Consider the following 25,028-nt stretch of genomic DNA (forward strand, 5'->3'; position numbering starts at 1 on the left):
GCCATAGGCCCGACGTGCTCTTCCACGCAGCAGCACTCAAGCATGTGCCGATCGTTGAGGCTCAGCCGCTTGAAGGCCTTTTCACCAACGCGATCGGGACGCGCAATGTCGCTGAGGCCGCGCTTCGTGCCAACGTCTCCACGATGATTATGGTGTCAACCGACAAGGCTGTGAATCCCTCTAGCGTTATGGGCGCGACCAAGCGGATGGCGGAGATGTTCTGCCAGGCGATGGATGTGGACTCGGCGGTCAACGGCACACGTTTCGTCACCGTTCGGTTCGGCAACGTCCTGGGCTCGGCCGGATCCGTGGTCCCACTGTTCGAGAAGCAGATCAGGGCCGGCGGCCCGGTGACAGTTACCCATCCGGAAATGGAACGCTTTTTCATGACAATTTCGGAAGCCTGCCTCCTCGTCCTGCAGGCGGCGGCTCATAGCCGCGAGCGGCAGCAGGAGCGCGGCCGAATTTACGTTCTCGACATGGGCTCGCCGGTGAAGATCGTGGATCTTGCTCGAAATCTCATCCGTCTCTCGGGGCACCGCCCGGACACCGACATTCAGATAGTCTACACCGGGCTTCGGCCTGGGGAAAAGCTTTGCGAGGAACTCTTCGACAACAAGGAAACCTTGAGCGGGACCGGTGCGTCGGGGATCCTGGCCGCATCTCCACGGTCGATCGAGGGAGCGCTGATCGTGCGCATCTTCGACGAAATGAAACGCAGGATCGACGCCCAAGATTTGCCCGGCGCCCTACGGCTTCTGAAATCGACCGTCGGGGAGTTTATTCCGGGGAGCGAGATTCACCTGCTGATGAGCGGGGAGGACTCGGGCAAGCACTGATCCTCATCGCGGTGCCACCGCCACAAGCTAAAAGCGTATTGCCATCCTGACTTTGTGCAAAGCGTCCCTACCATGTTCGCGTCCATGTCGCCTGGACGCAGGCCTAATCCGTCCACGCTGCCGGCCGGCCGCCAAGGCACCGGCGCCACAATATTGCCCGGTTCCGGCCATAATCGATTAATACCGTGATAAACAATTCCTGCGCACAAAGGATCGGGGTTCACGGTGTCATTGGTATTGTCGAGTGAGTGCTTTGCTCCTCTGGCGGTTAGATGGCGGCGTCTTTCATTGAGACTGTAGGGGACATCTGAAAAAATGCAGGCTGTGACGCACCCGCGTCTTCGTCGCGCTGCTACAGTCGCGTTGTTGGCGGTGTCGGCTGCCTTACTGGCGGCTTGTGCATCGCCTGAACCCAAAGCGATGGTCTACAAAAAGACCCGCTCCAAGGAATATTTCTCCGAATCCGAATACGGCGTGAAGGCAAGCCCGCGTGTGGCCTTCCGGGGCGGGCGGCTGCAGCGTGGCGGCGGCCGGGACCAGCTCGGCAAGCCCTATCAGGTCCGGGGCAGGTGGTATTACCCCAAGGAAGACAAGCACTACGCCAAGGTCGGTCTGGCCTCCTGGTATGGCGATGCCTTCCACGGCCGGCTTACCGCCAATGGCGAAGTCTACGACATGACACACCTGACGGCGGCGCATCCGACCATGCCGCTGCCAAGCTATGCCCGTGTCACCAATCTCAAGACCGGCAGCTCGGTCATCGTTCGCGTCAACGATCGCGGCCCCTATCACGAAGGCCGCATCATCGATGTGTCGGAGCGCGCCGCCCAAATGCTTGATTATGCCAATATCGGCACCGCTCAGGTGAAGGTCGAGTATGTCGGCCGCGCACCGCTCGACGGCGATGACGACCAGTATCTGATGGCCTCCTACCATCCCGGCAACAGGGCGCCGGACCCGTCGGATGGACTGCCGACCGGCGTCATGGTCGCCATGAACGGACCGTCGCCGAGCCTTCCCGTTGGTGCCGCCGCCGTGCCGTTTCCTGGCCAGTTGACCGATTCGGGGACGGCCCAGGCGGTTATGCCGGCGCAGTCGCCGGCCTATGGCGACCTGGCATTGCCGGATTTCGGCCCGATCGTGCCGGAGCGCCCAGAGATCAGCCTGCCGCCGCAATCGCCGTTTGCCGTGGCCTCGCTCTCCTATGCGGACGAGCGGGTAGAGCGCGCCTCCAACGCCTTCGCAGCGCTGGGCGGCGACGGCATGTCACCGGCCGACCTGCTGCAATCGTGGAAGCGTCAGTCGCCGTCGGCCGGTTCGCCCACCGACTATGTTGCGGCAGGTTCGTTCGAGGATGCGGCGGAGGCAAAGCGCGTTGCCGCCCAGCTTGCCGCATTCGGCAAGATCGAGATCCAGCGTTCCGAACTCGATGGCGAGGATTGGTATTCGGTCAATCTTTATCCCGACGGCCACCGCAATCTGGATGATTTGCTGCAGGCAGCCTGGTCGCATGGCGCGCCGGATGCGCTGGCTGTGCGCAACTGAGCGCAAGCAAGGTCGGATCTCCACTGCGCGGTTGATCCGCCACGGAAAAAGCCTGATACTTTTCGCGGGCTTGCCGGACGTGCCGGCCAACGGGTCGAATTTCATGCAATTTCGCTTGCTCCAGCCTTTCGCCGGGCTTCTGTTTTTTTGCCTGCTATTGCTTTCCCTGGCTCCAGCCAGTGCGCAGCTTTTCGAGACCAAGGCCGCGCAGGTCTTCATGATCGATGCCGAGACCGGGACGGTGCTGTTTTCGAAAGATGCCGACAAGCCGATACCGCCGGCTTCGATGGCCAAGCTGATGACCATGGAAGTGGTTTTCAACGCCATAAAGTCCGGACGCTTGAAGCTCGACGATACGTTCGTGGTCAGCGAAAACGCCTGGCGTAAGGGTGGTGCGCCCTCGGGAACTTCGACGATGTTTGCCAAGCTCAAATCGTCGATCCGGCTCGAGGATCTCATTCAGGGCGTAACGGTGCAGGCGGCCAATGACGGCTGTATTGTCATTGCCGAAGGCATGGCCGGCTCGGAGGACAATTTTGCTGCGCAGATGACCGAGCGCGCCCGCCAGATCGGGCTCAAGACATCGACGTTCGTCAACTCGACCGGCCTGCCGGCGGACGGCCAGCAGACGACGGTACGGGAGTTAGCGCTGCTGGCCGTGCATCTGTGGCGCGATTATCCGGATTTCTATCGCTACTACGGCCAGAAGGATTTTACCTGGAACAAGATCTCGCAGCGGAACCGCAATCCGCTTCTGGCAATGGACATCGGCGCCGACGGCCTGGCGGTCGGCGCGAGCGAGACGTCAGGCTTCGGCATCGTCGGTTCGGTCAACCACAACGGCACGCGGGTGATCGCGGCGATGAGCGGACTGGCCAGCGACAAGGAGCGTGCCGAAGAGGCGCGAAAACTGCTCGATTGGGGTGTTCGCTCTTTCGAGAAGACCGAAATCTTCGCCAAGGACGAGGTGGTCGGCGAAGCCCAGGTTTTTGGCGGCGCGAAATCCGGGGTGACGCTGAAGGCCAAGGGTCCGATCGCCATCTTCCTGCCGATCACCAACCGCGACAAGCTGACGGCCAAGATCGTCTACACAGGCCCGGTTGCCGCTCCGGTGGAGGAAGGGCAGCCGGTGGGTGCGCTGCGCGTCTGGATCGGCGACACGCTCAGCCAGGAAACGCCGCTTTTCGCCGCTGAGTCGATCGGCGTCGGCACGTTGCCGCAGCGCGCGCTCGATGCCGTCAAGGAACTGGCGATCGGCTGGCTGCGCTAGAGCGATTCATCGTTTCACGGAAACGCAGAACCGCTCTATCTCTTGGCTTTGACGCAATTCCCTAGGGAAAGTGCCGCGCTTTTCCCGGGAAACCGTTTCACACTTTTCCTGGAATTGCGCTAGCGCCGACGGCATAGACGTTTGCCCCGACGCGGACTATCTAGAGCGCTATAACCACCCGCAAGCATGGCAAGGGCTTTTCGATTGGCGCGCGGATTTTTCATCACCTTCGAAGGCGGCGAAGGAGCAGGCAAGTCGACGCAGATCGAGCGGCTGGCCAGGAAGATGCGCGCCAAGGGATATGATGTCCTCCCCACTCGTGAACCTGGCGGCTCGCCTGGCGCCGAAGCTGTCAGGCATGTGCTGCTTTCGGGCGCGGCCGAACCGTTCGGGCCGAAAATGGAGGCGCTGCTGTTCGCCGCCGCGCGCTCCGACCATGTCGAGCAGGTCATCCGTCCGGCGGTCGAGCGTGGCTCCATCGTGCTTTGCGACCGCTTCTTGGATTCCTCCCGGGTCTACCAGGGCGTCACCGGCGGTATCGACCGGGCGTTCATGGATGCGCTGGAGCAGGTCGCCATCAACGGCATGATGCCGGACATGACGCTGATCTTCGACATCGATCCGGCTGAGGGTCTCAGGCGCGCGACGTTGCGGCGCGGCACCGAAGCAATCGCCGACCGCTTCGAAAAGGAGAGGCTGGCGATCCATCAGGCCCGCCGCGAGGCGTTTCTGGCAATCGCGGCTGCCGAGCCGCAACGCTGCATCGTCGTTAACGCCGCCGCCGATCCCGATACGGTCGAGAATGTCGTCACCGCCGCCGTGTTCGCGGCGCTGGAGGCAAGAACGCCGTCGCGCAACAGGCAGGCGACGCCGGCATGATCTTCGAGCGCATTGCACCCGAGCAGCACGACACGCTCGACGGGGTGCCCGAGCCATCCGAAACACCGCGTCTGGTTGGACACCGGCAGGCCGCCGGGATGCTGACCGCCGCCTATCGTGCGGGAAAGCTGCCGCATGCGCTGATCTTCTCCGGGCCGGTCGGCATCGGCAAGGCGACGCTTGCCTTCCATCTTGCGCATCATCTCTTGAAGCACCCGGACTTCGCGCAGGCGCCGGAAAGCCTTGCCGTTCCCGATCCGGCCTCGTCGCTGTTTCGCCAGATCGCCACCGGCGCGCATCCTTGCGTGCTGCACCTGACCCGTCCGCCCAACGACAAGACCAAGAGCTTCAAGACCGTCGTCACCGTCGACGAGATCCGAAAAGTCAGCCGCTTCCTGTCGCTGACCTCGCATGACGGCAGCTACCGGGTTGTGATCGTGGACCCGGCCGACGACATGAACACCAATGCCGCCAATGCTTTGCTGAAGAATCTGGAAGAACCGCCGGCGCGAACGCTGTTCATCCTGATCGTCCATGCGCCGGGCAGCCTGCTGCCGACGATCCGGTCGCGCTGCCAGGTGGTGCGATTGACGCCGCTCGATGCCGACGACCTGATGGCGGTGCTGGAAACGACCGAACCGCCACCGCCGGACGATCCTGCCGCGCGCGCGGCGCTGGCCGAGCGGGCAGGGGGCAGCGCGCGCAGTGCGATCCTGTTGACGCAGTATGGCGGGCTGGAGATCGCCTCAACGCTCGACGCCCTGGTGGCGGCAAGAAAGAACGATGTCGGCGGCGCGTTTCGCCTTGCCGAGGCTGTCGCCGGCCGCGACCAGGCAATCCAGTTCGACATCTTCAACCGCCGGGCGCTGGAGCTGTTGTCGGATGCGGCAAGCCAGGCAGCGCTGGCGGGTGACCTCACACGGGCCAAAACACTGTCGGACACTTGGCATGAGGCGCTCGACGCTATATCTGAGACGGACACCTACAATCTCGACAAGAAGCAGCACGCCTTGACCATGATCGACCGCCTGAATTCTGCAATGCGAATGTGACGGTTTTTCCATGTATGCCGTGCCCCAAATCCGGGGCCACTTTTGGGCGGCATGCATTGGCCCCGGGATGGCAATCGCCGCCCCGATGCGATATCCACCGCCACGCCTTTCCATTCAGACATTCATGACGGTTCATTCATGTCACGCGACAAGTTCTACATCACGACGGCGATTTCCTATCCGAACGGCAAACCGCATATCGGCCATGCCTACGAACTGATCGCAACCGATGCGCTTGCCCGCTTCCAGCGGCTCGACGGCAAACAAGTCTTTTTCCTCACCGGAACCGACGAACACGGCATCAAGATGCTGCAGACCGCCAAGCGCGAAGGCATTTCGCCGCGCGAACTGGCCGATCGCAACTCGGCTGAGTTCAAGCGCATGGCGGAGGCGCTCAACGCCTCCAATGACGATTTCATCCGCACCACCGAAGAGCGGCATTACGCGTCGTCGCAGGCGATCTGGAAGGCAATGGCCGCCAATGGCGACATCTACAAGGGCGGCTATGCCGGGTGGTACTCGGTGCGCGACGAAGCCTACTACGGCGAGGAGGAGACGGAGGTCCGCCCAGACAATGTCCGGTACGGGCCACAGGGAACGCCCGTCGAATGGGTCGAAGAAGAGAGCTATTTCTTCCGCCTCTCGGCCTATCAGGACAAGCTCGTCGCGCTCTATGAAAACCAGCCCGACTTCATCGGCCCGGCTGAGCGCCGCAACGAGGTGATGAGCTTCGTCAAATCCGGCCTCAAGGACCTGTCGATCTCGCGCACCACCTTCGACTGGGGCGTGCCGGTGCCGGGCGACGAGAAGCACGTGATGTACGTGTGGGTCGACGCCTTGACTAATTACATCACCGGTGTCGGCTATCCCAATGAAAATGCTGATGATTGGCATTTCTGGCCTGCGGATGCGCACATCATCGGCAAGGACATCGTCCGCTTTCATGCGGTGTATTGGCCGGCCTTCCTGATGTCTGCCGGCATCCCGCTGCCGAAACGTGTCTTCGGCCACGGCTTCCTGTTCAACCGCGGCGAGAAGATGTCGAAATCGGTCGGCAACGTCATCGACCCGTTCACGATGATCGAGCACTACGGTCTGGACCAGGTGCGTTATTTCTTCCTGCGCGAGGTGCCGTTCGGCCAGGACGGCAGCTACAGCCATGAAGCAATCGTCAACCGCACCAACGCCGATCTTGCCAATGGCCTCGGCAATCTGGCGCAGCGTTCGCTGTCGATGATCGCCAAGAACTGCGGCGGCGTGGTGCCGCAACGCGGCACCCTGGCGGATGAGGACAAGGCGATCCTCGATCAGGCAACTGCCGTGCTCGCCGTGGCGCGCAAGACCATGGCCGAGCAAGGCATCCATCTGGCGCTGGCGGCGATCTTCGGCGTGGTGGCGGAAGCCGATCGTTATTTCGCGGGCCAGGCGCCATGGGCGCTGAAGAAGAGCGATCCGGCGCGCATGGAAACCGTGCTGTGGACGACTGCCGAACTCGTCCGGCGCGTGGCGCTGTTGTGCCAACCCTTCATTCCGGGATCGGCCAACAAACTGCTCGACCTGCTGGCGGTGCCGGCGGACAGCCGCGATTTCGTGCATATCGCGGCAGACCACGCGCTTGTGTCGGGGGTTGCCTTGCCTGCGCCGGAAGGGGTGTTCCCGCGTTACGTTGAACAGCCGGATGCGAACGTCTGATGCTCGTCGACAGTCATTGTCATCTGGATTTTCCTGACTTCGCCGAGGAGCGGGCGGCCATTGTCGCCCGCGCCAGGGCGGCCGGCATCAGCCGCATGGTGACGATCTCGACGCGCGTGAAGCGGTTTCAGCAAATCCTTGAAATCGCTGAAACCTTCGACGAAGTGTACTGTTCGGTCGGCACCCACCCGCATAACGCCGCGGACGAACTCGACGTCACCGCCGCGGACCTTGTGCGCCTGTCGGCTCATCCGAAGGTGGTGGCGATCGGCGAGGCAGGGCTCGATTACTTTTACGACAAGGCTCCGCGCGATGCGCAGGCGCAGGGATTTCGCGCCCACATCGCCGCCGCGCGGGAAACCGGGCTGCCGCTGGTCATCCATTCGCGCGATGCCGATGACGACATGGCAGCCATCCTCGAGGACGAAACAGGGAAGGGCGCCTTCCCCTTCATCCTGCATTGTTTTTCGTCCGGGCGCAGGCTGGCGGAAATCGGCGTTGCGCTCGGTGGCTATGTGTCGTTCTCGGGTATCCTGACCTTCAAGAATTCGGCCGAGTTGCGCGCCATCGCCGCCGATGTGCCGCATGACCGGCTGCTGGTCGAAACCGACGCGCCCTATCTGGCGCCCGTACCGTTTCGCGGCAAGCGCAACGAGCCGGCCTATGTCGCGCACACGGCCAAAGTGCTGGCCGAAACAATCGGCGTCAGCGAGGCTGACATCGCTGATCTGACAACGAACAATTTCTTCCGCCTGTTCGGCAAGATGCCGCGACCTCCCGAGCAAACTGCTTGGCCCGAGCAGAGCGCCTGAACGATGACCGACCGGCTGCGCCTTACCATTCTCGGCTGCGGCTCGTCGCCAGGTACGCCGCGCATCACCGGCGACTGGGGCAATTGCGACCCGGACAACCCGAAGAACCGGCGCACGCGCGCGGCCGCACTCGTCGAGCGAATTGCCGCGGATGGCAGCCGCACCAGCGTCGTCATCGACACCGGACCGGATTTCCGCCAGCAGATGCTTATGGCCTCCGTCAGGCGCATCGATGCGGTCGTCTACACGCACCCGCATGCCGACCACATCCACGGCATCGACGACCTGCGTGGTTTCGTCCTCGATCAGCGCCAGCTGATCGATATCCATGCCGACCAGCCGACGATGCTGCGCCTGCGGCAGGCCTTCGGCTATTGTTTCGAGACGCCGGCGGGCAGTTCCTATCCGCCGATCGTCGACGCTCATATCATCCATCACGCGAAGCCGGTGATCATCGAAGGAGAGGGGGGTGCCCTCACCCTCGAGCCGCTGCCGCAGGTGCATGGCGACATCATATCGCTCGGTTTCCGCATTGGCACGCTCGCCTATTGCCCTGATATCAGTGACTTTCCGGAGGCCACCGTCGAACGGCTGCGCGACCTCGACGTGCTGATCATCGACGCGCTGCAGTACCGGACGCACCCCAGCCATCTGTCGCTTGGCGAAGCACTGGAATGGATCGAGCGGCTGGCGCCACGGCACTCCGTGCTGACGCATATGCATGTGCCGCTCGACTACGCCACGGTGATGGCCGAGACGCCAGCCAACGTCGAGCCAGCCTATGACGGCATGGTGATAGATATCCCATATGATTCATGGTGATGAAGCCAATCCTTCATCGCTGGCCGCACTGGAATTTCGACAATGAATGACGTCGTGTCTATCGCGGCAAGTCGATCCGGCATGCACGGCAGCTGAAATCCGTGTTGACCAGACGATTTGGCCGGGCGCAATCGAAGAGATCTTGAGGTCGCGGGTTGGCGTGACCGCCATAGCGTTGTGGGCATCATCTATTTGCTGCAGCCGGATGGGCGCCAAACGGCTGATAATGCGGGAAAATCACCGTCTGCCGTCACACGCTTCAGTTCCATAATCTATCTTATGCGACTTTCTGATGTGCGGTAATGCCACCCAGCTAGAGCAATTGGCCGCAGCGCAACGAGAACGCCGCAAGCCAATTGATCAGTCACCGACTGGCGATGCACACCGCCCGCGCTAATCAAGCACGACCACGGCCTCCACCTCGAACAGCATGGGGTCAATTGCAAGCTTGGGAACGGGAACCAGAGTCTGCGCCGGCAGCGCCTCGCCGAACATTGCCTTGACGTTCTCGGTCAGCACCTCAAGCTTTGACATATCGTGATCGACCACGAAGACCGTCAGCTTGGCGACCTGATCCGGTTTCGCGCCGATCCCGTCCAGCGCGGTACGCAAATTTGCGTAGGCCTGCTTAACCTGGGCGGCGAAGTCGGGAGACAGCGCTCCCGCGCTGTCCTGGCCGCCCTGCCCGGATATATAGGCGACCCGGCCTTCACGGGGTGTGATCACCGCTGTGCTGTAGCCATTCGGCGACGGGTCGTAGAGGTTTTGGGGATTGACGATAGTCAGCTTGCGATCGTTCTCATTGGCTGTTGCCGCCCTGGGAACTGCGATGGTCATGATGATTAGCCCTCCAATAAGCAGACGCTTGATTGCGCGTGACATGATTTTCTCTCGGCTCCGCGGACTGCGAGCGACCTACCCTCGCGGCCGGCATGATTGGACTTTAACCACATCGCCCATACGACGACTCGTGCGATGTACGAGTAGTCGTATAGTACGTCGTACGAGTCAATTGTTCAAGATCGACATTCGTCGCGTTGCCGGTCAAAATCGATGTCCTGAACAGCGAGGAAAGTTGGATGGCAGCCAAGCGTAGCGGCGCCCGGAGCAAACGACCTCAACAGGTCGGTGTCTCGCACCAGCCCGTGCAGGAGGCGAGCAGTGAACCGCCTCTCACGCGGGAACGTATCGTGGCGACGGCGGTAGAACTGCTGGACGCCCAAGGCGTCGACGGATTGACGATGCGTCGGCTGGCCGATCGCCTCGGCTCGGGCGTGATGAGCCTATATTGGCACGTCGACAACAAAGAGGATGTCTTTGATCTGGCGCTCGACTCGGTGCTCGAATATCGCGAACCGCCGCAAATGGCTGAGTCTCAAGACTGGCGCGGAGAAGTCGTCCATATGCTCGAAGACTGGCGCACTGGCATGCTGCGCCATCCCTGGTCGGCATCGTTGTTGCCGCGCAGGGCGCTCGGCCCGGGCATCCTCAGCCGCCTGGAGCTGCTGAGCAAGACCTTGTCCAGCGCCGGCGTGGCGGACGCAAATCTGAACGTCGCGATATGGTCACTCTGGAACTATGTGATGGGCGCCACCATCACCCGGACGAGCTTTGACCTCTCGGACGACAACAGGGCCGCCGCGCAGCAGCGCCTTGCGCATCTCAGCGGACGCTACCCGACAATCGAACGCTCTCGTCTGCTGTTGGATGACGATTGGCTCGGCGCTTTCAGGAAAGGCCTCGACTTCCTGCTCGATGGCCTCGCTCCAAGATAAAGTTCCGCCGGCCGACTTTTATCCCTCGCCTTCCTTGGCCTTGGCTTCCGCAACCTGTTTGCGTACCACCGCATCCCTGGCAGCAGCCGCACTTGCCCCATGGTCCTCATTGCCGGCTGCGACCTGCACTGTGGGCGAGGCAAACTCGATCCCGTTTGCCGCGAACGCTTCGCGGATCATGACATAGGCTCGGCGACGGATCGTGAATTGGTGTCCCGGCTTGGTCGTCATCGCGAAACTGAGGTTGATGCCATAATCGCCGAAAGCCTCGACGCCCTTCATCTTCAAGGTCTCGATGATCTGCGGACCGAATTCCTCATCTGCCAGCAGTTCGGCGCCGACCCCCTTGACCAGCTTTTTGACCTTGGCAATGTCCGTGTCGTAGTTGACCGAAATGAAGAACTTATCGATCACCCAGTCCCGGCTCATGTTCTGGACGGCGCCCAACGAGCCGAATGGAACTGTGAAGATCGGGCCGCGGTGATGGCGCAGCTTGACCGAGCGAATGCTGAAGGACTCGACCGTGCCCTTGTAGGTGCCGCTCTGGATATACTCTCCGACGCGAAACGCATCGTCGGTCATGTAGAACACACCGCTGATGACGTCCTTTACCAGCGACTGCGATCCGAAGCCAATGGCAACACCGAAGATGCCCGCGCCCGCGATCAATGGACCAATCTCGACGCCAAGGCCGGAGAGAACCATCATGATCGCAATGGCGGCAATGAGTGCGGCGAGAAAATTCTTCAGGATCGGCAGCAGCGTTAAAAGCCGCCCGCTGCGGGCAAGCGCTGCCTCGTCGCCGCCCTCCGTGCGGGCGCGATCGATGCGACCGCCAATGAGACCCTTCACAAGTTGCCAGATGAGATCGGCGGCGAGCAGCACCACGATGCCGCTCAATACACCTCGGACGATGCGGTCTACACTTTCGTCGCCCATCATTCCGCTGGCGCGCAAACGCACGACAGTCGCGAGCCAGGCGACGGCGAGCCCGATGACGATCGCCCTCGCCCCACGCTCGACGAGCACTTCGAAGATGGCATTGTTCGACTTCGTCGTCTCGTCGGAGCTGGCGAAAAACGACTTGGTGATTGAGCTGGTGGATCTCAGGATTGGTGGGAGGATCAAGCCATAGATGCCAATCCACAAAAGCGTGCTCATCCCCACGACCCACAAGAGCCAGAGCACGCAAAGGAAAAATGTCAGCAGCCATTCCTTGAGCCGATAAACCTTGGAAGGCTCGATCGCCGCCGGCCGCCGCCATACGGATTCGATCGACACCGCGAGGAGACCGAGACCGAGTATGTAGACGATGAGATTCCTGACGTTCGGCGTGAAGTGGAGGATGTTCATCTCCCCTGCGAGCGCCCATCCAAGGAAGAATATGCCAGCAAACAACGCGACGCGGCGGCGCCAGAAAGCAGCGGTGACATCGTCCATCGGAATGAGCCGGACCTTCGGCTGGTCTCCAAGGTTCAAATTGCCGTCCGCCGTGCCGAGAATAACTGACGTGATCCGCATGATCACGCGCCAGGCGATGACAGCGATCAGCAAAGGCAGCACCAGCGCAGAAAGCAGTGGTGGCCAGGTAAACGCCAGGAAGGCGCCGACACTGGCCATTGCAAACACGACGAGCGGCGCGATGGCGACGAACAACGTTCGGGCGATCACATGATGTCGGGCGGGTGCGCCCGTTTCCGGGCTTTGAGCTGGGTTGCGGCGGTGAGCCCTGCCGACGATACGGCGGAAGATGAACTCGGCACCTAACCCGAGCGCCACAAAGGCCGCGAACAGGACGAGGATCGCTCCCGGCCCTCGCCCGTGAATCTCGGTCATAATCGTCGAGCTTGCGCCGGAAATCTCGTCAGGGACCTCTGGAATCGCATTGCCAATGCCCTGCAAATGCTCGCGAATGGCGTTGGACCAGACCATGAAGTCAGTGGCGGAAGCGCCCATTGGCATTGCCGAATCGGCCGCGGGTGCCGCGCCCTTCTCGGCGATCCAGGCCTTGACTTCGGGATCGTTCAGCAACTTCAGCAACTGCTCGACTTTTTCAGGTGGAGGGGGCGGCGCCGAGGTCGCCTGCGCCCGGGCGATCGCAGTGAATGCGATCAGGGACGCCATCAGCATTGCAAACAACACGCCGGTTCTGCCAGCCCGGAAAACCATCACACTCATCTGCTGACCCCCGATGGACTCACTTTCACTATGCCCACAACATACTGCCTCACGAACAAAATAATGTAGCGATGCAATACGCCCGAACAGGGCCGGAATTGTCCGTCGAGGCGGAGTGCCAAGGGAGCTCGGCCATCAATCGCCAGTCCCCGTTCAGGTATGGCAATTTCGCGTTTCAGCTGGGGTGGCGCGTTTCGCTCCACAGAGCTTCGCCAAACTGATACATCGGCAGTCGACATAATTTCAGCCAGACCATCATCAAGACCAAATGACAGCATCTCTCTTTCTCGGCTTTCCCGATCGCCTCGCCGATGGCCGCATCCCCAGTGCGGTGATCTTCGGAGCCGGTCACGGCAGCACTTATCCCGGCAAGGACAGCAGCGGCCATGCCTTGGCCGCCGATGCCATCCGCGCCGCGAGCCAGGGCGATGCCGCGCTCGTCGAGCACTGGGATTTCGATCTCGGCGGCCCGCTGTTCGACGGCAAACCGGGCTGCTGCATCGACGCCGGCGATATCCCGACCACCATGCATGACAATGCCGGCAACCGGGCCAGAATCGAGGCGAAGACGCGCGAGGTCCTGGCATTGCCGGCCGTACCGATCCTGCTGGGCGGCGACTGTTCCGTGACCTTTCCCTTCCTCGCCGGCTTTGCGGATCACGGACCGGTCTGGATCCTGCAGATCGACGCCCATATCGATTGGCGCGACGAGGTGTCTGGCGAGCGACACGGCTATTCGAGCCCGATGCGTCGCGCGAGCGAGATGCCGCATGTCGCCGGCATGGTGCAGGTCGGCCTTCGCAGCGTCGGCAGCGCAGGCATAACCGAGATCGAAGCGGCGCGGCGCTATGGCAGTCGCTTCGTGACCGCCCGCGAGATTCACGCCCAGGGCGTCGAAGCCGCGCTGCGGCATATTCCGGAAGGATCGCGGGTTGTTGTCACGCTCGACTGCGACGCCCTCGATCCCAGCATCATGCCGGGTGTGGCGGCGCGTACGCCCGGCGGCCTCACCTACACGCAGGTGATCGACCTGATCGCGGGCCTCGGCAGGCGGGCCAGGATCGCAGGATTCGATCTTGTCGAATTCTATCCTCCCGCCGATATCGACAGCCTGTCGGCCCTGACCGCGGCGCGCCTTCTCGTCAATGTGATTGGCACCATCGTCCGGCAGGTTTGAAAGCCGGCTTCCTCTCGTAGCATGACGGCCCAATAAGGTTGCCTCCGCTGCCGAGAGGATACCCAGACTTGGCCTCACCCTCGGACCGGCGGCAATTCAGGCGAATCCATTGGGCTTCCCAAAGGGAAGTCCTTCCTATCGACCACATCCGCTCGGACTTCCCTAGAGCTGCTATAGGTTCCGGCCGCGTGCGGCTACATCCGCCGGCGCCTCATCCGCCAGATAGCCGAGATCCTTTTGTTCCGGCAGAGACAGGCCGGCAAGTGCCCTGCGCTGCCTGAAATCCTGATATCGGCGTCGAAACCTTGCGAAGACACGCGCGACATGCCCGGCGAGCAAAACGGAAAAACGGGAGGTCGGCTGGAAGGTCCTGAGGCTGATGGAGGTCATTTCATTCTCCCTCGTTCGAATTCATGAGGGCAGTGTCTCACCGGCGCGCTTTGTCGATGTTCATCTAGGCGTGAAACCGGAGGAGAAACCACTACCGAAGCCGCTAAATCGTCGTTAAGTCGGCGGCGGGAAGTGATATTCTACCCGAGGCTGCTACAGGGGGTCGGGGTGCACATCGGATTGCTTGGCGGTATCGAGGTTATTTCTTCAGGCGGGCAATCCCTGCACTTCGCGACGCGCAAGACGTCGTTGCTGTTTGCCGCGCTCGTTCTGGCCGGGCCCAAGGGCCTTCGCCGCGAGAGGGTGGCTGCGATGCTATGGGCAGACAGCGGCGAGCAGCAGGCGCGGAACAGCCTGCGCCAAGCGTTGGTCGACATCAGGCGGCTGTTTCCGCCCACCGACGACGAGGCCATACGTGTCGAAGGCAATGCCCACACCATATGGCTGGCGGCAAATGCCGACGAGGCCGACATCTGGCTGTTCGACCGGAATATCCTGGCCAGTGACGGCGCCAGCCTAGCGACAGCGGCGAACCTCTACCGGGGCGACTTGCTCGACGGTCTGTCGTTTCCCGGCGAGATCGACGAATGGCTTGCGCCGCTTCGGGCGAACTATGCCCGCAAGGCGCTGGACCTCGCCGAGCGGCTGAGCCTTCTGCCGGAGACGGACGCCAGCGAGGAGATGGCTTGCGAAAGGCTGGCGGAGCGGCTGGTGGCGCTCGATCCATGCGCCGAGCAGGCCCACCGGGCGCTTATCCGCATCTTCCGCCGTCGCGGCAAGACCAACGACGCCTTCCGCCAGTTCCTGGCCTGCGAGGAGGCGCTGAAGCGCGAGCTCGGCGTCGCCCCTGAAGAGGCGACGCAGGCGCTGGTCGAGCGTATCGCGGCGCCTGAGACAAAGGATCGGCACGAGCACGCGTCCAGCAGCTCCGGCCCGCCCAAAGCTGGGGCGCCGCGGCGGGAAACGGTGGCGGAACCGGCACGCCCCGTCGTTTCCATACCGGATAAGCCGTCGATCGCGGTGCTACCGTTCCAGAACATGAGCGGCGACGCCGAGCAGGACTATTTCACCGACGGCGTGGTCGAGGAGATCACCACGGCGCTGTCTCATGTGAGCTGGCTGTTCGTGATCGCGCGGAATTCCGCTTTCGCCTACAAGGGCCAGGCCGTTGATATAAAGCGCGCGGCGCGCGAGCTGGGAGTGCGCTACGTGGTTGAGGGCAGCGTGCGCAAGGCGGGTAGCCGGCTCCGCGTTGCGGGCCAGCTGATCGAGGCAACAACGGGCGCGAGCCTGTGGGCCGACCGTTTCGAGGGCGACGTCGCCGACGTGTTCGAACTGCAGGACCTCGTCGCCTCCAGCGTCATAGGTGCGATTTCGCCCAGGCTCGAACAGGCCGAGATAGCGCGGGCCAAGCGCAAGCCGACCGAGAGTCTCGACGCCTACGACAATTACCTACGCGGCATGGCGAGCCTTTACCGCTGGACGAGAGCGGGACTGGAGGAGGCGCTGCCGCATTTCTACAAGGCCATTGAGCTCGACCCTGACTTTGCCGCCGCACAGGGTGCTGCCGCTTGGTGCTACTTCTGGCGAATGGCGAACGGCTGGATGACGGACCGGCAGAAGGAGACCGCCGAAGTTTCCCGGCTGGTCGGCAACGTCACCATAGCCGGCCAGGACGACGCGGTAGCGCTGGCTTTCAGCGGCCTCGCACTGGGCTATGTCTTCGGCGACTACGAGGCCGGTTCGGCACTGACCGACCGGGCGCTCGTGCTTAACCCCAACTGCGCCGCCGCATGGAGCGCCAGCGGCTGCTTAAAAGCCTGCCATGACGACCCGGACATCGCGATCGAGCATCTGTCGCGGGCAAGGCGGCTGAGCCCGCTCGATCCGCTGACTTTCTTCATGCAGTGCTTCACGGCCTTCGCCCATTTCGTGGCCGGCCGCTATGATGCCGCCTGGCCGATCGCGGAGGCGGCATCCCGCGCGCAGCCCTATTATCTCACCGGTCTACGCGTAGCCGCAGCCAGCAACGCCATGGCCGGCAGGCTGGATGCCGCGAGCAAGCACATCGCGCTGTCGCTGCAGCTCGATCCCGAATTGACCCTCTCCAACCTCAGGCACCGGGTGGGGCAGATCAGGCCGGCCTATTTCGTCAGATATGTCGAGGCATTGCGGCTAGCCGGCCTGCCCGATTGAGCCGGGCGGCGTGAGCCCGCTCCCTGACCGCCCCGCGCCTTCTCGTCAATGTGATCGGAGCCATCACCCGGCAGGTTTGAAAGCCGGCTTCCTCTCGTAGCATGACGGCCCGACAAGGTTCCCTCCGCTGCCGAGAGGATACCCAGACTCGGCCTCACCCTGGGACCGGCGGCAATGCGGGCGCGTCCAATCCCTTGAAGGGATCGCGCCAGGCCTCGATCTCTTCAAGCCGACGATACCAGCGGCCGACAGAGGGATAGTCATCGAGCGGCAGTCTGGCGGCCTCGTTGAACGGCAGAAAGGTCGCCATGCGGAAGTCGGCGTAGGAAACCGAATTTCCGACCAGCCATTCCCGTGCGAAAAGCTCCGTATCGAGTATCGCGGCGGCCGTGCGGAAATGCGTCAGCCCCTCCTCCACACGCTGTTGATCGATCGGGCCTATGCCGTACCGCTGTTTGGTACCACGTTCGAAATGCACCGTGTCGCAGGCGAATGCGAAGTGCTCCTTGCCCCAACTCAACCACCGGATCATCTCGGGCTCGTCATCGCCGGTGCGCCAGAAATCCGAACGCACGTCGCGCGACAGCCGGCAGGCTATGGCGTCTGCCTCCCAGAGGCTTTTTCCGCCGTCGTCCACAAGTATGGGCAATGAGAGATTGGGGTTTAGCAGGCGATATTTCTCGGCCTGCCCCGGAGCGAATGGCGAGGCGAATTCAAATTCGACATTCGCGTCGAGATAGCGTGCCACCGCGACGGCGAGCCGAGGATTGGGATTGCGGCTGAAGTATAGCTTCATTGGACACCTCCGGTGTGGCTGGCCAACGCTATTGCCTCAGCTGTCAATGACGGGCGTCACAAAAGCCGGATTTGATAGCTCAGCACCCGCTTGGCGGCCGGCGCGATCAGCATCAGGCCCGGCTTGTCGACAAGATCGCCGTCGAAGCCCACCGGACTTGCGATGCCGTGCCAGGGCTCGATACACAGGAACGGCGCGCCGCCCGGCTTTGACCAGACGCCCAATTCCTGAAATCCCTGCCAGGCCATCTCGATCGCCGGACCACGCTCGCCGGCATAGCGCACGCTGGTGCTGGCGGGGTGGTCGAGAATGACCGCGTCCTGGTCGAACAGCCGCTCGGAGAGCGCGAGGATGTTGCCTTCGACGGGCGTCGGCTGCGGCGTCTTCAGCAGCAGGCCGTCTTTCAGGCGACGGACCGGAGCAGGTTCGGCAGCAGCGAAAGTCAGCTGGTAGTCCGTCTTGGCCAGGTCGGGCAGCAATGGCCAATTGAATGCCGGATGCGCCCCGATGGACGCCGGCATCGGCTCTTCGCCGGTGTTCGTGATGTCGAAGGTGACGCCAAGCTGCCGGCGGTCCAGCGTGTAGGTCACGGCGAGACGGAAGGCGAATGGATAGTGCGTGCGGGTCTCGGCATCGTCGGTGAGAACCAGCGTGCAGGATCGTGGCCCGCTCTGCGCCCAGGCAAACGGCTTGTCGCGCGCGAACCCGTGCTGCGTCATCGGGTAGGTCTGGCCGCGATGGCGCAGCCGATCTCCGTTCAGCCGGCCGACGATCGGAAACAGCACCGGCGAATGGCGCCGCCAGGCCGGCCCGGCCTGCCACAGGAACTCAAATCCTTCGGCATCTTGCAACGAAACCAGTTCGGCGCCCTGGGCGACGATGGTTGCCGAGATGCCGTCGCCCTGAAGCGTCTGGCTGTCTTGTGCCACATATCCTCGCGCGGTCGGTATTGAAGGGCGGTGCGGTGGCAGACTAGCAAAAGCTCTTGAGGACTCAAGGTGTAGCCGGTCCTGCCAGAACGAATTGTGGCCGGAGGATCTCCCTCCGGCCACCTCCCCGCATCAGGGGCGATAGTCCTCGCCCCTGCCCACAGCGGACAGTCGTTACTCGCGTTCGCCGGTGAAGTTCAGCAACAGCTGGAAGATGTTGATGAAATTCAGATAAAGCGAGAAGGCGCCGAAGACGGCCAGCTTCTGGCGCGATTCCGCGTCGACATTCTCGGCATACTGCTCCTTGATCGTCTGCGTGTCCCAGGCAGTCAGGCCGATGAACACGGCGATGCCGATCACCGAGATGGCGAACTGCAGCGCGGTCGAGCCGAGGAAGATGTTGACGATGCTGGCGATCACCACGCCGATCAGGCCCATGATCAGGAACGACGAGAACTGGGTCAGGTCACGCCTGGTCGTGTAGCCGTAGAGGCTGGTGGCGCCGAACATGGTGGCGGCGATGAAGAAGGTGCGCGCGATGCTGGTTCCGGTGAAGACCAGGAACACCGAGGCCAGCGACAGGCCCATGACCGCGCAGAAGGCCCAGAACATCGCCTGGGCGCTGGCCGCCGACATGGTCTGCATCTTGAACGAGAACAGCATGACGAAGGCGAGCGGCGCCAGCATCACCACCCATTTCAGCGGGCTGGAGAAGATCGGCACGTAGAGCGCGGGCGTCGATGAGATCATGAAGGCGACCAGGCCGGTGACCACCAGGCCAACGCCCATGTAGTTGTAGACGCGCAGCATGTGCTGGCGCAGGCCCTCGTCGTAGACGGCGCCGGTTTGGGCGCCGGCGCCCACGCGGTATCCCAGATTGGGGGTGTTCATATGAATTCTCCTTTGTGTATCGGTCAGCAAAGCGTGGGTCGGTCAGTAAAGCGTTTTGGCGAGCGTCTCGGCGGCGCGGTCGAGATCGCGGACCTCGCTTCGTCCGACCACCGCATAGGCGACCTCGCCGATCTGGAAATAGGCCGAAGAAATGTCACCCGAGGGGGCGACGGTCGGCTTGACGACGTCAAAGGTGCCCGGCCGGATCGCAAACAGTGAGACCAGGCCCATCTCCTTCGTCTCGACAGCCATTTCGACGCTCGGACCGAAGCGCGACGGATAGATCTGCACGTCGCGCACCTTCCAGTCCTTGGGCAGCGACGGCATGACGATCGCGGTTGCGGCGCGGATCTCGCCGGCATTGTAGTTAGGCGCTTCCGGCTGCGACGGCATGGTCTCGCGCACCAGCGTCGTTCTATGAGCGCGCACCGCCTCGTCGACATAGGCGGGCGGCTGCGGCGAGGCAACGACCTTGGTCACCGACATCGGCCCGATAATGCCGTTTGCCAGCCAGCCGGCAGCGACGAAGGCGGCCACTGCCGCCGCACGCTGCAGCACACCGAAGATGCGGCCGCGGAAAAGCCCCCTCTCCAGCCGCCGTGCGGCGTCGGCGGTCGCCGGCCGCGCCATGCCCCCGGACCCGGCAAGCGCCACGCGCAGCTCGTCGCGGGTTCGCAGATCCGACATCACGCGCGCCGCCGCCTCCGGACGGGTGGACAAAAACGCCTCGACCTCGATGCGGCGGGCGACATCGAGCTGGTCGTCGACATAGGCGTCGAGGTCGGTATCGGCCACGGGATCGACAGTTCCAGTCATGACGGTCCTCCAACGATCCTGAGACGGTTTTTTGTCTTCGAGGGCGCCGCGTCCTCCATCTTGCGCAATGCGGCGCGCGCCCTGCCGATGCGCGACATCAGCGTTCCCAGCGGCACGCCACTGGCATCGGCCGCCTGTTGATAGGAAAGCCCTTCGATGGCAACGAGATGCAGGGCCGAACGCTGTTCTTGCGGCAGACTGAAGAAGGCTTCGCGAACCTGCGCCAGGCGCACGGAGTGTTCCTGCGGCGCCGGTGTGCTGCCATCGGCAAGATATCCGGCCTGTTCGAGGCGAGCGGCTTCGGATTTGCGGGAGCGCATTTTGTCGATGAATGTGTTGTGCACGATCGACAACAGCCATGCGCGCAAATTGCCGCTAGAGTGGAAAGTGGCGCGCCGTTCATAGGCCCGCACAAGAGCGTCATGCACGAGATCCTCGGCGTCCGTGCTGTCACGCGTCAGCGAGCGCGCGTAGCGGCGTAGCGAACCGAGCTGTCCTATGATGTCAAAGCGCGGCATCGACCGTTTCATGTCCTGTTTACGGAGCATGTGGGGATTTTAATCCCAGCCGCGCCATTTTTTTCGCGGATCGCAGGAGGACATCGTTCGCAACCGCCCTCGCCTCGCAGGCAAAACCGGGCAATCCCGCGATACCGGCGCAGGGTGCTGCAAAGCAGGTGGCACACGGCCGAGTGAACGATCAGGGCCTTTCGCCGCGCCGCAGCTTGCCTTCAATCGCGGCAATCACGGGCAGCAGATCGGCGACGCCGTTGACAACGAAATGCGCGCCGGCGGCAGTTAGCTTGGCCGATGCCCCGGCCCGTTTCATCCTGAACACATCCGCAGCCATAGCCTGCGTCTCCGCCAGCGTGTGACCAAAGACATTGCCGGTCACCGCCACGCCGACGGTCCACGCGCCCGCATTGATCCCCTCGCCGATACCGACCTCGGTGTCATCGACCTTGACACACAGCCACGGCGGATAGACGCCGAGTTCGGTCAGCGCTTTCCAGAGCATGAACGGCGTCGGCCTGCCGTCAGGCGTATCGCCGGTGCAGACCAGGCAATCCGGCGAAAAGCCCTGCGCGGCTGCAACCGGCAGTATCTCCGCCATGATGTCGCGCGTATAGCCGGTTGTCGTGCCGATCTTGAGGCCGCGCTTCCGCAGCGCCTTGATCACGTCGACAACACCGGGAATGACATCCGAGAACCGCGCCGCCACAGCCCGGTTCCTCGGCACGAATACGTCATAGATGGCGTCGATGTCGGCATTCGTCGGCGCATGACCGTGCTGCTCCGTCCAGGCGGCGGCGATCCTGGGCTGTGCCAGCAGTGCTGCGATGTGCGGGCGCTTGGCCATTCCCATTGGCCCCCTCGCCTCATCGACGCTGATCGCCAGGCCGAATTCGGCGAAGGCCTCGACAAAGACACCCATCGGCGCCAGCGAACCGTGATCGACGACGGTGCCGGCCCAGTCGAGGACGACGGCGCGAAGCAAACCGTGGGTGGGCATCATGCGATCTTCCTGGCGTCGGCCGTGGTTGAACCGAAAAGCTCGTCGACCACCTCTTCGGCGATCGCGAACGAGGTGCTGGCGCCGGTGCCGCTGGTGATCATGACCAGCCGCACGCCCTCCCGCGGCGCGTCGGCGAACATTGTTTGGCCGGTTGCCGAGGCATAGATGCCGGTCCAGCGTTCCAGCACGGGCGGTGGCGGGCCACCAAAGACGGCGCTGAACTCCTCAAGGATGAGATCGTCGACACGCCCCGAGGCGAACGGATCGGGCGTTGTCGCATAGTGGTGTGAATCGCCCACCACGAGCGTGCCATCGGCACTCTGGACGACGATCAGATGAACGCCGTTGTCGAGCGCGTCGCCTTGATCCATTTCCAGCCGGCTTCGCAAAGCGGCGGCTTCTGGCAAAGCGGCGTAACCGCTGTAACGCGCCAGCCCAAGATCCGACATCACCGCTGCCGGCAACCGGAAGCCGGGAGCGGCAAGGCGCATCATCTGCAATTTGCAGCGGGTGACGCCGTATCGCGCGATGCGATCGGGGTAAAGCGTGACCAGGTCGTCGCCCGGGCAGACGATCACCTTGTCGGCGAAAACCGGACCCCGGCTTGTCTCGATATCGGGCGGCTCGATCGAGCGCACCACCGTCTCGCGCCGGAATTCGACGCCATGCTTTTCGGCGAGGAAGGTTGCCAGCTGCGGGATGGCCTGGCGCGACTCGACGCGCACATCGTGCGGGCTCCACAGGCCGCCGGCAAAATTCCGGCCCGCCAGTTCTGGATGGTCGCGGCGAAGCACATCGGGTTCGAGCAGCAGGCAACCCTCGCCCATCTCGGTTTGAAGAAACGCCTCGATCACCGAGAGCGCTTCCGGACGGCGCGCGACGACGACCAAGCCGCGCTGGATGACCTTGATGCCGGCGGGCGCGGCCAGTTCCAGCCAGATGTCGCGAGATCGCATCGCACGGCGCCATACCTGGCCGCGTTCCTGACCACTGACCGTAACAAAGCCGAAATTACGCACTGAAGCGCCGTTGGCCTGAGCGTCACGGTCTATGACGACGACGCTGAGACCACGACGGACGGCGGCGAGCGCATGGGCGAGACCGACAATGCCGGCGCCAACGATGGCGAGGTCGAATTTTTCTTGCCGGCTCATCGTTATCTCACACCATCATTCTCAGGCTTCGTGCTGGAAAGGCTATTCAGACTACGCCGATGTGACAGTAGCGTGTAGGTCCTGATGGCCTTGTCGTCTCGGACAACGTCCATGCACAGCCACGCCGAGGCGGCAGGAAAAGCTCTGGCGAAATACGTTCGATTTGCGTATCACTCCGCCGCGTCAACGGAACCTTTGCCAATGTTCGAAGATCTGCAGCCCGCCCCCGCCGACAAGATCCTTGCCCTGATCGGCCTCTATCGCGCCGATCCGCGTCCCGACAAAGTCGATCTCGGTGTCGGCGTCTACAAGGATCGCGATGGCAAGACGCCGGTCATGCGCGCCGTGCGCGAGGCCGAAAAGCGCCTGCTGCAGGGCCAGGACACCAAGACCTATCTCGGCCTGGCCGGCGATGTCGGCTTCAACGCGGTGATGGCCAAGCTTGCCTTCGGCCCAGGCGCCGACATGACGCGCATCCGCGCCGCACAGGCGCCCGGCGGGTCCGGTGCGCTGCGGCTGGTGGCGGAATTGCTGAAGCGGACGCGTTCGAACGCGACGGTCTGGCTTTCGGACCCGACCTGGCCGAACCACATGCCGGTGATGCGCGCCGCTGGCCTGCAGATCCGCGAATACCCCTATTTCGATGCGGCTTCGGGTGCCGTTCGCTTCGACGACATGCTGGCAGCGCTGCGGACGGCAAACAGCGGTGACGTGGTGCTGCTGCATGGCTGCTGCCACAATCCGACCGGCGCTAATCTGGACAGCGCCCAATGGGCCGCCGTTGTCGATCTGGTGGTCGAGCGCGGCCTGCTGCCGTTTGTCGACATCGCCTATCAGGGCTTTGGCGATGGCCTTGAGGCCGATGCTCTCGGCTTGCGCCTGCTGGCCGCGAAGGTTCCGGAAATGGTCGTCGCGTCGAGTTGCTCGAAGAGCTTCGCCGTCTACCGCGACCGCGTCGGCGCCGCGATGATCCTGGCCAAGGACGGCGCCCAGGCCGATCTGGCGATGGGTCAAATGCTATCGGCGGCGCGCGCCATGTATTCGATGCCGCCGGATCATGGCGCTGCCGCTGTGCGTGTCGTGCTGGAAGACGCCGCGTTGCGCGCGGACTGGGAGGCCGAACTCGAGGAGATGCGGCTGCGCATGCTCAGGCTTCGGGTCCAGTTCGCCGAGGCGCTGCGCCGGCAGTCCAATTCCGACCGTTTCGATTTCGTTGCCAGCCACCGGGGCATGTTCTCCCGCCTTGGCCTCACGGAAGCGCAGGTCGAGCGGCTGCGTGCCGAGCACGGCATCTACATGGTCGGTGACAGCCGCATCAACGTCGCGGGTCTGCCCGAGGACGGGATGGACGAACTCGCCAAGGCGATCGTTTCCGTTCTTGATTGACAGGCCGGGTACCCAGCACCTGTGGACAAGGCCCCCTCGCCGGCTGACAACGTTGGCCGCGCGAGTGGCCGCGCGGTAGCATCGGTCGCATGACGCCATCGAATGACATTTCGCGCCTGATCGAGATCATGGCGGCGCTGCGAGCGCCGAAAACTGGTTGTCCATGGGACATCGAGCAGGATTTCTCGACCATCGCGCCCTATACGATCGAGGAGGCCTACGAGGTGGCGGATGCCATCGCGCGCGGTGACCTCGACGATCTGCGCGACGAACTCGGCGACCTTCTGCTGCAGGTCGTCTACCACGCGCAAATGGCCGAGGAGGCCGGTGAATTCGCCTTCGGCGATGTGGTCCGGGCCATCACGACGAAGATGATCCGTCGCCATCCGCATGTCTTCGGCGACGAGGAGGCCCGCAGCGCCGGCATGGCCAAGGGCATGTGGGAAAAGATCAAGGCCGAGGAAAAGGCGGAAAAACGAGGCGCCCGCCTCGCCCGCGGTCTCGACCCCGAGGACAATGGCAAGGGGTTTCTGGACAGTGTTCCGGTCGCCCTGCCCGCGCTGACGCGAGCGCTGAAACTGCAAGAGAAGGCCGCCCGCGTCGGCTTCGATTGGAGCGAGGCAGCTCCTATCCTCGACAAGATCGAGGAAGAGATTGGCGAGTTGCGCGAGGCGCTGGCCAATGGTGACACCGCGTCGATCAAGGACGAGTTCGGCGACATGCTGTTTGCCGTCGTCAATCTCGGCAGGCACCTCAAGCTCGATTCAGAAGCCGCGCTGAGCGGCACCAATGAGAAGTTCCGCTCACGCTTCCACTATGTCGAGCAGGCCCTGGAAAAGTCGGGTAACACGCTGGACAAGGCGAGCCTGGCCGAGATGGAAGCGCTCTGGCAGGATGCAAAAACCGTGAAGTAA

The 25,028-nt window shown here is 63.0% G+C and carries 23 protein-coding genes; 13 read left to right on the top strand and 10 right to left on the bottom strand.

Annotation, left to right across the window (positions count from 1 at the left end; translation table 11 throughout):
- From AC1D2G_RS33210 to AC1D2G_RS33245, 8 genes are all read left to right on the top strand, one after another.
- Positions 1–839, top strand: an 839-nt coding sequence (locus AC1D2G_RS33210; RefSeq protein ID WP_477419338.1) for a polysaccharide biosynthesis protein, incomplete at its 5' end; no start/stop codon positions are given.
- Positions 840–1,154: 315 nt separating this feature from the next.
- Positions 1,155–2,384, top strand: a complete 1,230-nt coding sequence (locus AC1D2G_RS33215; protein ID WP_477419340.1) for a septal ring lytic transglycosylase RlpA family protein — start codon at positions 1,155–1,157, stop codon at positions 2,382–2,384.
- A gap of 103 nt (positions 2,385–2,487) precedes the next feature.
- Positions 2,488–3,654, top strand: coding sequence for a D-alanyl-D-alanine carboxypeptidase family protein (locus tag AC1D2G_RS33220; RefSeq protein ID WP_477419342.1), 1,167 nt, complete (start codon positions 2,488–2,490; stop codon positions 3,652–3,654).
- Between the two features lie 204 nt (positions 3,655–3,858).
- Complete coding sequence (gene tmk / locus AC1D2G_RS33225) at positions 3,859–4,533, top strand: dTMP kinase (protein WP_477419344.1); 675 nt, start codon at positions 3,859–3,861, stop codon at positions 4,531–4,533.
- Positions 4,530–5,585, top strand: a complete 1,056-nt coding sequence (locus tag AC1D2G_RS33230) for a DNA polymerase III subunit delta' (RefSeq protein ID WP_477227129.1) — start codon at positions 4,530–4,532, stop codon at positions 5,583–5,585. The genes tmk and AC1D2G_RS33230 overlap by 4 nt, the downstream gene beginning before the upstream one ends.
- Before the next feature lie 138 nt (positions 5,586–5,723).
- Positions 5,724–7,277 carry a methionine--tRNA ligase gene (metG, locus tag AC1D2G_RS33235; protein ID WP_477419346.1) on the top strand — a complete coding sequence of 518 codons (1,554 nt, stop codon included), beginning with the start codon at positions 5,724–5,726 and terminating at the stop codon, positions 7,275–7,277.
- Complete coding sequence (locus tag AC1D2G_RS33240) at positions 7,277–8,089, top strand: TatD family hydrolase (protein ID WP_477419348.1); 813 nt, start codon at positions 7,277–7,279, stop codon at positions 8,087–8,089. The genes metG and AC1D2G_RS33240 overlap by 1 nt, the downstream gene beginning before the upstream one ends.
- A gap of 3 nt (positions 8,090–8,092) precedes the next feature.
- Positions 8,093–8,911 (top strand): MBL fold metallo-hydrolase, encoded by an 819-nt coding sequence (locus tag AC1D2G_RS33245; RefSeq protein WP_477398818.1) that lies wholly within the window; start codon positions 8,093–8,095, stop codon positions 8,909–8,911.
- A 393-nt stretch (positions 8,912–9,304) separates the two neighbouring features.
- On the opposite strand, the gene AC1D2G_RS33250 is transcribed toward AC1D2G_RS33245, so the two are convergent.
- Entirely contained in the window at positions 9,305–9,793 is a 489-nt protein-coding gene (locus AC1D2G_RS33250; RefSeq protein ID WP_477419350.1) for a RidA family protein, read from the bottom strand.
- Positions 9,794–9,990: 197 nt separating this feature from the next.
- Between AC1D2G_RS33250 and AC1D2G_RS33255 the strand changes: the two genes are divergently transcribed.
- On the top strand, positions 9,991–10,686 hold the full coding sequence (locus tag AC1D2G_RS33255) for a TetR/AcrR family transcriptional regulator (RefSeq protein ID WP_477419352.1): 696 nt from the start codon (positions 9,991–9,993) through the stop codon (positions 10,684–10,686).
- A gap of 18 nt (positions 10,687–10,704) precedes the next feature.
- Here AC1D2G_RS33255 and AC1D2G_RS33260 read toward each other — a convergent pair whose 3' ends face one another.
- Positions 10,705–12,864: a mechanosensitive ion channel family protein gene (locus AC1D2G_RS33260; protein ID WP_477419354.1), complete on the bottom strand. Its 2,160-nt coding sequence runs from the start codon at positions 12,862–12,864 to the stop codon at positions 10,705–10,707.
- Between the two features lie 268 nt (positions 12,865–13,132).
- On the opposite strand from AC1D2G_RS33260, the gene AC1D2G_RS33265 reads away from it, so the two are divergent.
- Positions 13,133–14,041: an agmatinase gene (locus tag AC1D2G_RS33265; protein WP_477419356.1), complete on the top strand. Its 909-nt coding sequence runs from the start codon at positions 13,133–13,135 to the stop codon at positions 14,039–14,041.
- Between the two features lie 171 nt (positions 14,042–14,212).
- Here AC1D2G_RS33265 and AC1D2G_RS33270 read toward each other — a convergent pair whose 3' ends face one another.
- Positions 14,213–14,431: a hypothetical protein gene (locus tag AC1D2G_RS33270; RefSeq protein WP_477419358.1), complete on the bottom strand. Its 219-nt coding sequence runs from the start codon at positions 14,429–14,431 to the stop codon at positions 14,213–14,215.
- A gap of 168 nt (positions 14,432–14,599) precedes the next feature.
- Here AC1D2G_RS33270 and AC1D2G_RS33275 point away from each other — a divergent pair, with 168 nt between their 5' ends.
- A complete protein-coding gene (locus tag AC1D2G_RS33275; RefSeq protein ID WP_477419360.1) occupies positions 14,600–16,627 on the top strand; it encodes a BTAD domain-containing putative transcriptional regulator in 2,028 nt (675 codons plus the stop codon).
- A gap of 154 nt (positions 16,628–16,781) precedes the next feature.
- Here the strand turns inward: AC1D2G_RS33275 and AC1D2G_RS33280 are convergent, their stop codons facing one another.
- From AC1D2G_RS33280 to AC1D2G_RS33310, 7 genes are all read right to left on the bottom strand, one after another.
- Positions 16,782–17,423, bottom strand: a complete 642-nt coding sequence (locus tag AC1D2G_RS33280; RefSeq protein ID WP_477419362.1) for a glutathione S-transferase family protein — start codon at positions 17,421–17,423, stop codon at positions 16,782–16,784.
- 56 nt (positions 17,424–17,479) lie between these two features.
- Positions 17,480–18,352: an aldose 1-epimerase family protein gene (locus AC1D2G_RS33285; protein ID WP_477419364.1), complete on the bottom strand. Its 873-nt coding sequence runs from the start codon at positions 18,350–18,352 to the stop codon at positions 17,480–17,482.
- Positions 18,353–18,526: 174 nt separating this feature from the next.
- Positions 18,527–19,243 (bottom strand): Bax inhibitor-1/YccA family protein, encoded by a 717-nt coding sequence (locus tag AC1D2G_RS33290; RefSeq protein ID WP_477308137.1) that lies wholly within the window; start codon positions 19,241–19,243, stop codon positions 18,527–18,529.
- 42 nt (positions 19,244–19,285) lie between these two features.
- Positions 19,286–20,059 carry an anti-sigma factor family protein gene (locus AC1D2G_RS33295; protein ID WP_477419366.1) on the bottom strand — a complete coding sequence of 258 codons (774 nt, stop codon included), beginning with the start codon at positions 20,057–20,059 and terminating at the stop codon, positions 19,286–19,288.
- A complete protein-coding gene (locus tag AC1D2G_RS33300; protein ID WP_477419386.1) occupies positions 20,056–20,589 on the bottom strand; it encodes a sigma-70 family RNA polymerase sigma factor in 534 nt (177 codons plus the stop codon). Before AC1D2G_RS33300 ends, AC1D2G_RS33295 begins: the two co-directional genes overlap by 4 nt.
- Positions 20,590–20,758: 169 nt before the next feature.
- Complete coding sequence (gene phnX, locus AC1D2G_RS33305; RefSeq protein WP_477419368.1) at positions 20,759–21,574, bottom strand: phosphonoacetaldehyde hydrolase; 816 nt, start codon at positions 21,572–21,574, stop codon at positions 20,759–20,761.
- Positions 21,571–22,728: a TIGR03364 family FAD-dependent oxidoreductase gene (locus AC1D2G_RS33310; RefSeq protein ID WP_477419370.1), complete on the bottom strand. Its 1,158-nt coding sequence runs from the start codon at positions 22,726–22,728 to the stop codon at positions 21,571–21,573. The genes phnX and AC1D2G_RS33310 overlap by 4 nt, the downstream gene beginning before the upstream one ends.
- Before the next feature lie 201 nt (positions 22,729–22,929).
- Between AC1D2G_RS33310 and AC1D2G_RS33315 the strand changes: the two genes are divergently transcribed.
- Positions 22,930–24,114 (top strand): amino acid aminotransferase, encoded by a 1,185-nt coding sequence (locus AC1D2G_RS33315; protein WP_477419372.1) that lies wholly within the window; start codon positions 22,930–22,932, stop codon positions 24,112–24,114.
- A gap of 89 nt (positions 24,115–24,203) precedes the next feature.
- Positions 24,204–25,028 carry a nucleoside triphosphate pyrophosphohydrolase gene (gene mazG, locus AC1D2G_RS33320; RefSeq protein WP_457152300.1) on the top strand — a complete coding sequence of 275 codons (825 nt, stop codon included), beginning with the start codon at positions 24,204–24,206 and terminating at the stop codon, positions 25,026–25,028.

The organism is Mesorhizobium sp. P2_C7 (genome assembly GCF_056404515.1).

Coding starts and splice junctions, on each gene's coding strand:
- AC1D2G_RS33215 (WP_477419340.1), top strand. CDS start 1,155: ATGCAGGCTGTGACGCACCCGCGTCTTCGTCGCGCTGCTACAGTCGCG.
- AC1D2G_RS33220 (WP_477419342.1), top strand. CDS start 2,488: ATGCAATTTCGCTTGCTCCAGCCTTTCGCCGGGCTTCTGTTTTTTTGC.
- AC1D2G_RS33230 (WP_477227129.1), top strand. CDS start 4,530: ATGATCTTCGAGCGCATTGCACCCGAGCAGCACGACACGCTCGACGGG.
- metG (WP_477419346.1), top strand. CDS start 5,724: ATGTCACGCGACAAGTTCTACATCACGACGGCGATTTCCTATCCGAAC.
- AC1D2G_RS33240 (WP_477419348.1), top strand. CDS start 7,277: ATGCTCGTCGACAGTCATTGTCATCTGGATTTTCCTGACTTCGCCGAG.
- AC1D2G_RS33245 (WP_477398818.1), top strand. CDS start 8,093: ATGACCGACCGGCTGCGCCTTACCATTCTCGGCTGCGGCTCGTCGCCA.
- AC1D2G_RS33250 (WP_477419350.1), bottom strand. CDS start 9,793: ATGTCACGCGCAATCAAGCGTCTGCTTATTGGAGGGCTAATCATCATG.
- AC1D2G_RS33255 (WP_477419352.1), top strand. CDS start 9,991: ATGGCAGCCAAGCGTAGCGGCGCCCGGAGCAAACGACCTCAACAGGTC.
- AC1D2G_RS33260 (WP_477419354.1), bottom strand. CDS start 12,864: ATGAGTGTGATGGTTTTCCGGGCTGGCAGAACCGGCGTGTTGTTTGCA.
- AC1D2G_RS33265 (WP_477419356.1), top strand. CDS start 13,133: ATGACAGCATCTCTCTTTCTCGGCTTTCCCGATCGCCTCGCCGATGGC.
- AC1D2G_RS33270 (WP_477419358.1), bottom strand. CDS start 14,431: ATGACCTCCATCAGCCTCAGGACCTTCCAGCCGACCTCCCGTTTTTCC.
- AC1D2G_RS33280 (WP_477419362.1), bottom strand. CDS start 17,423: ATGAAGCTATACTTCAGCCGCAATCCCAATCCTCGGCTCGCCGTCGCG.
- AC1D2G_RS33290 (WP_477308137.1), bottom strand. CDS start 19,243: ATGAACACCCCCAATCTGGGATACCGCGTGGGCGCCGGCGCCCAAACC.
- AC1D2G_RS33295 (WP_477419366.1), bottom strand. CDS start 20,059: ATGACTGGAACTGTCGATCCCGTGGCCGATACCGACCTCGACGCCTAT.
- AC1D2G_RS33300 (WP_477419386.1), bottom strand. CDS start 20,589: ATGAAACGGTCGATGCCGCGCTTTGACATCATAGGACAGCTCGGTTCG.
- phnX (WP_477419368.1), bottom strand. CDS start 21,574: ATGATGCCCACCCACGGTTTGCTTCGCGCCGTCGTCCTCGACTGGGCC.
- AC1D2G_RS33310 (WP_477419370.1), bottom strand. CDS start 22,728: ATGAGCCGGCAAGAAAAATTCGACCTCGCCATCGTTGGCGCCGGCATT.
- AC1D2G_RS33315 (WP_477419372.1), top strand. CDS start 22,930: ATGTTCGAAGATCTGCAGCCCGCCCCCGCCGACAAGATCCTTGCCCTG.
- mazG (WP_457152300.1), top strand. CDS start 24,204: ATGACGCCATCGAATGACATTTCGCGCCTGATCGAGATCATGGCGGCG.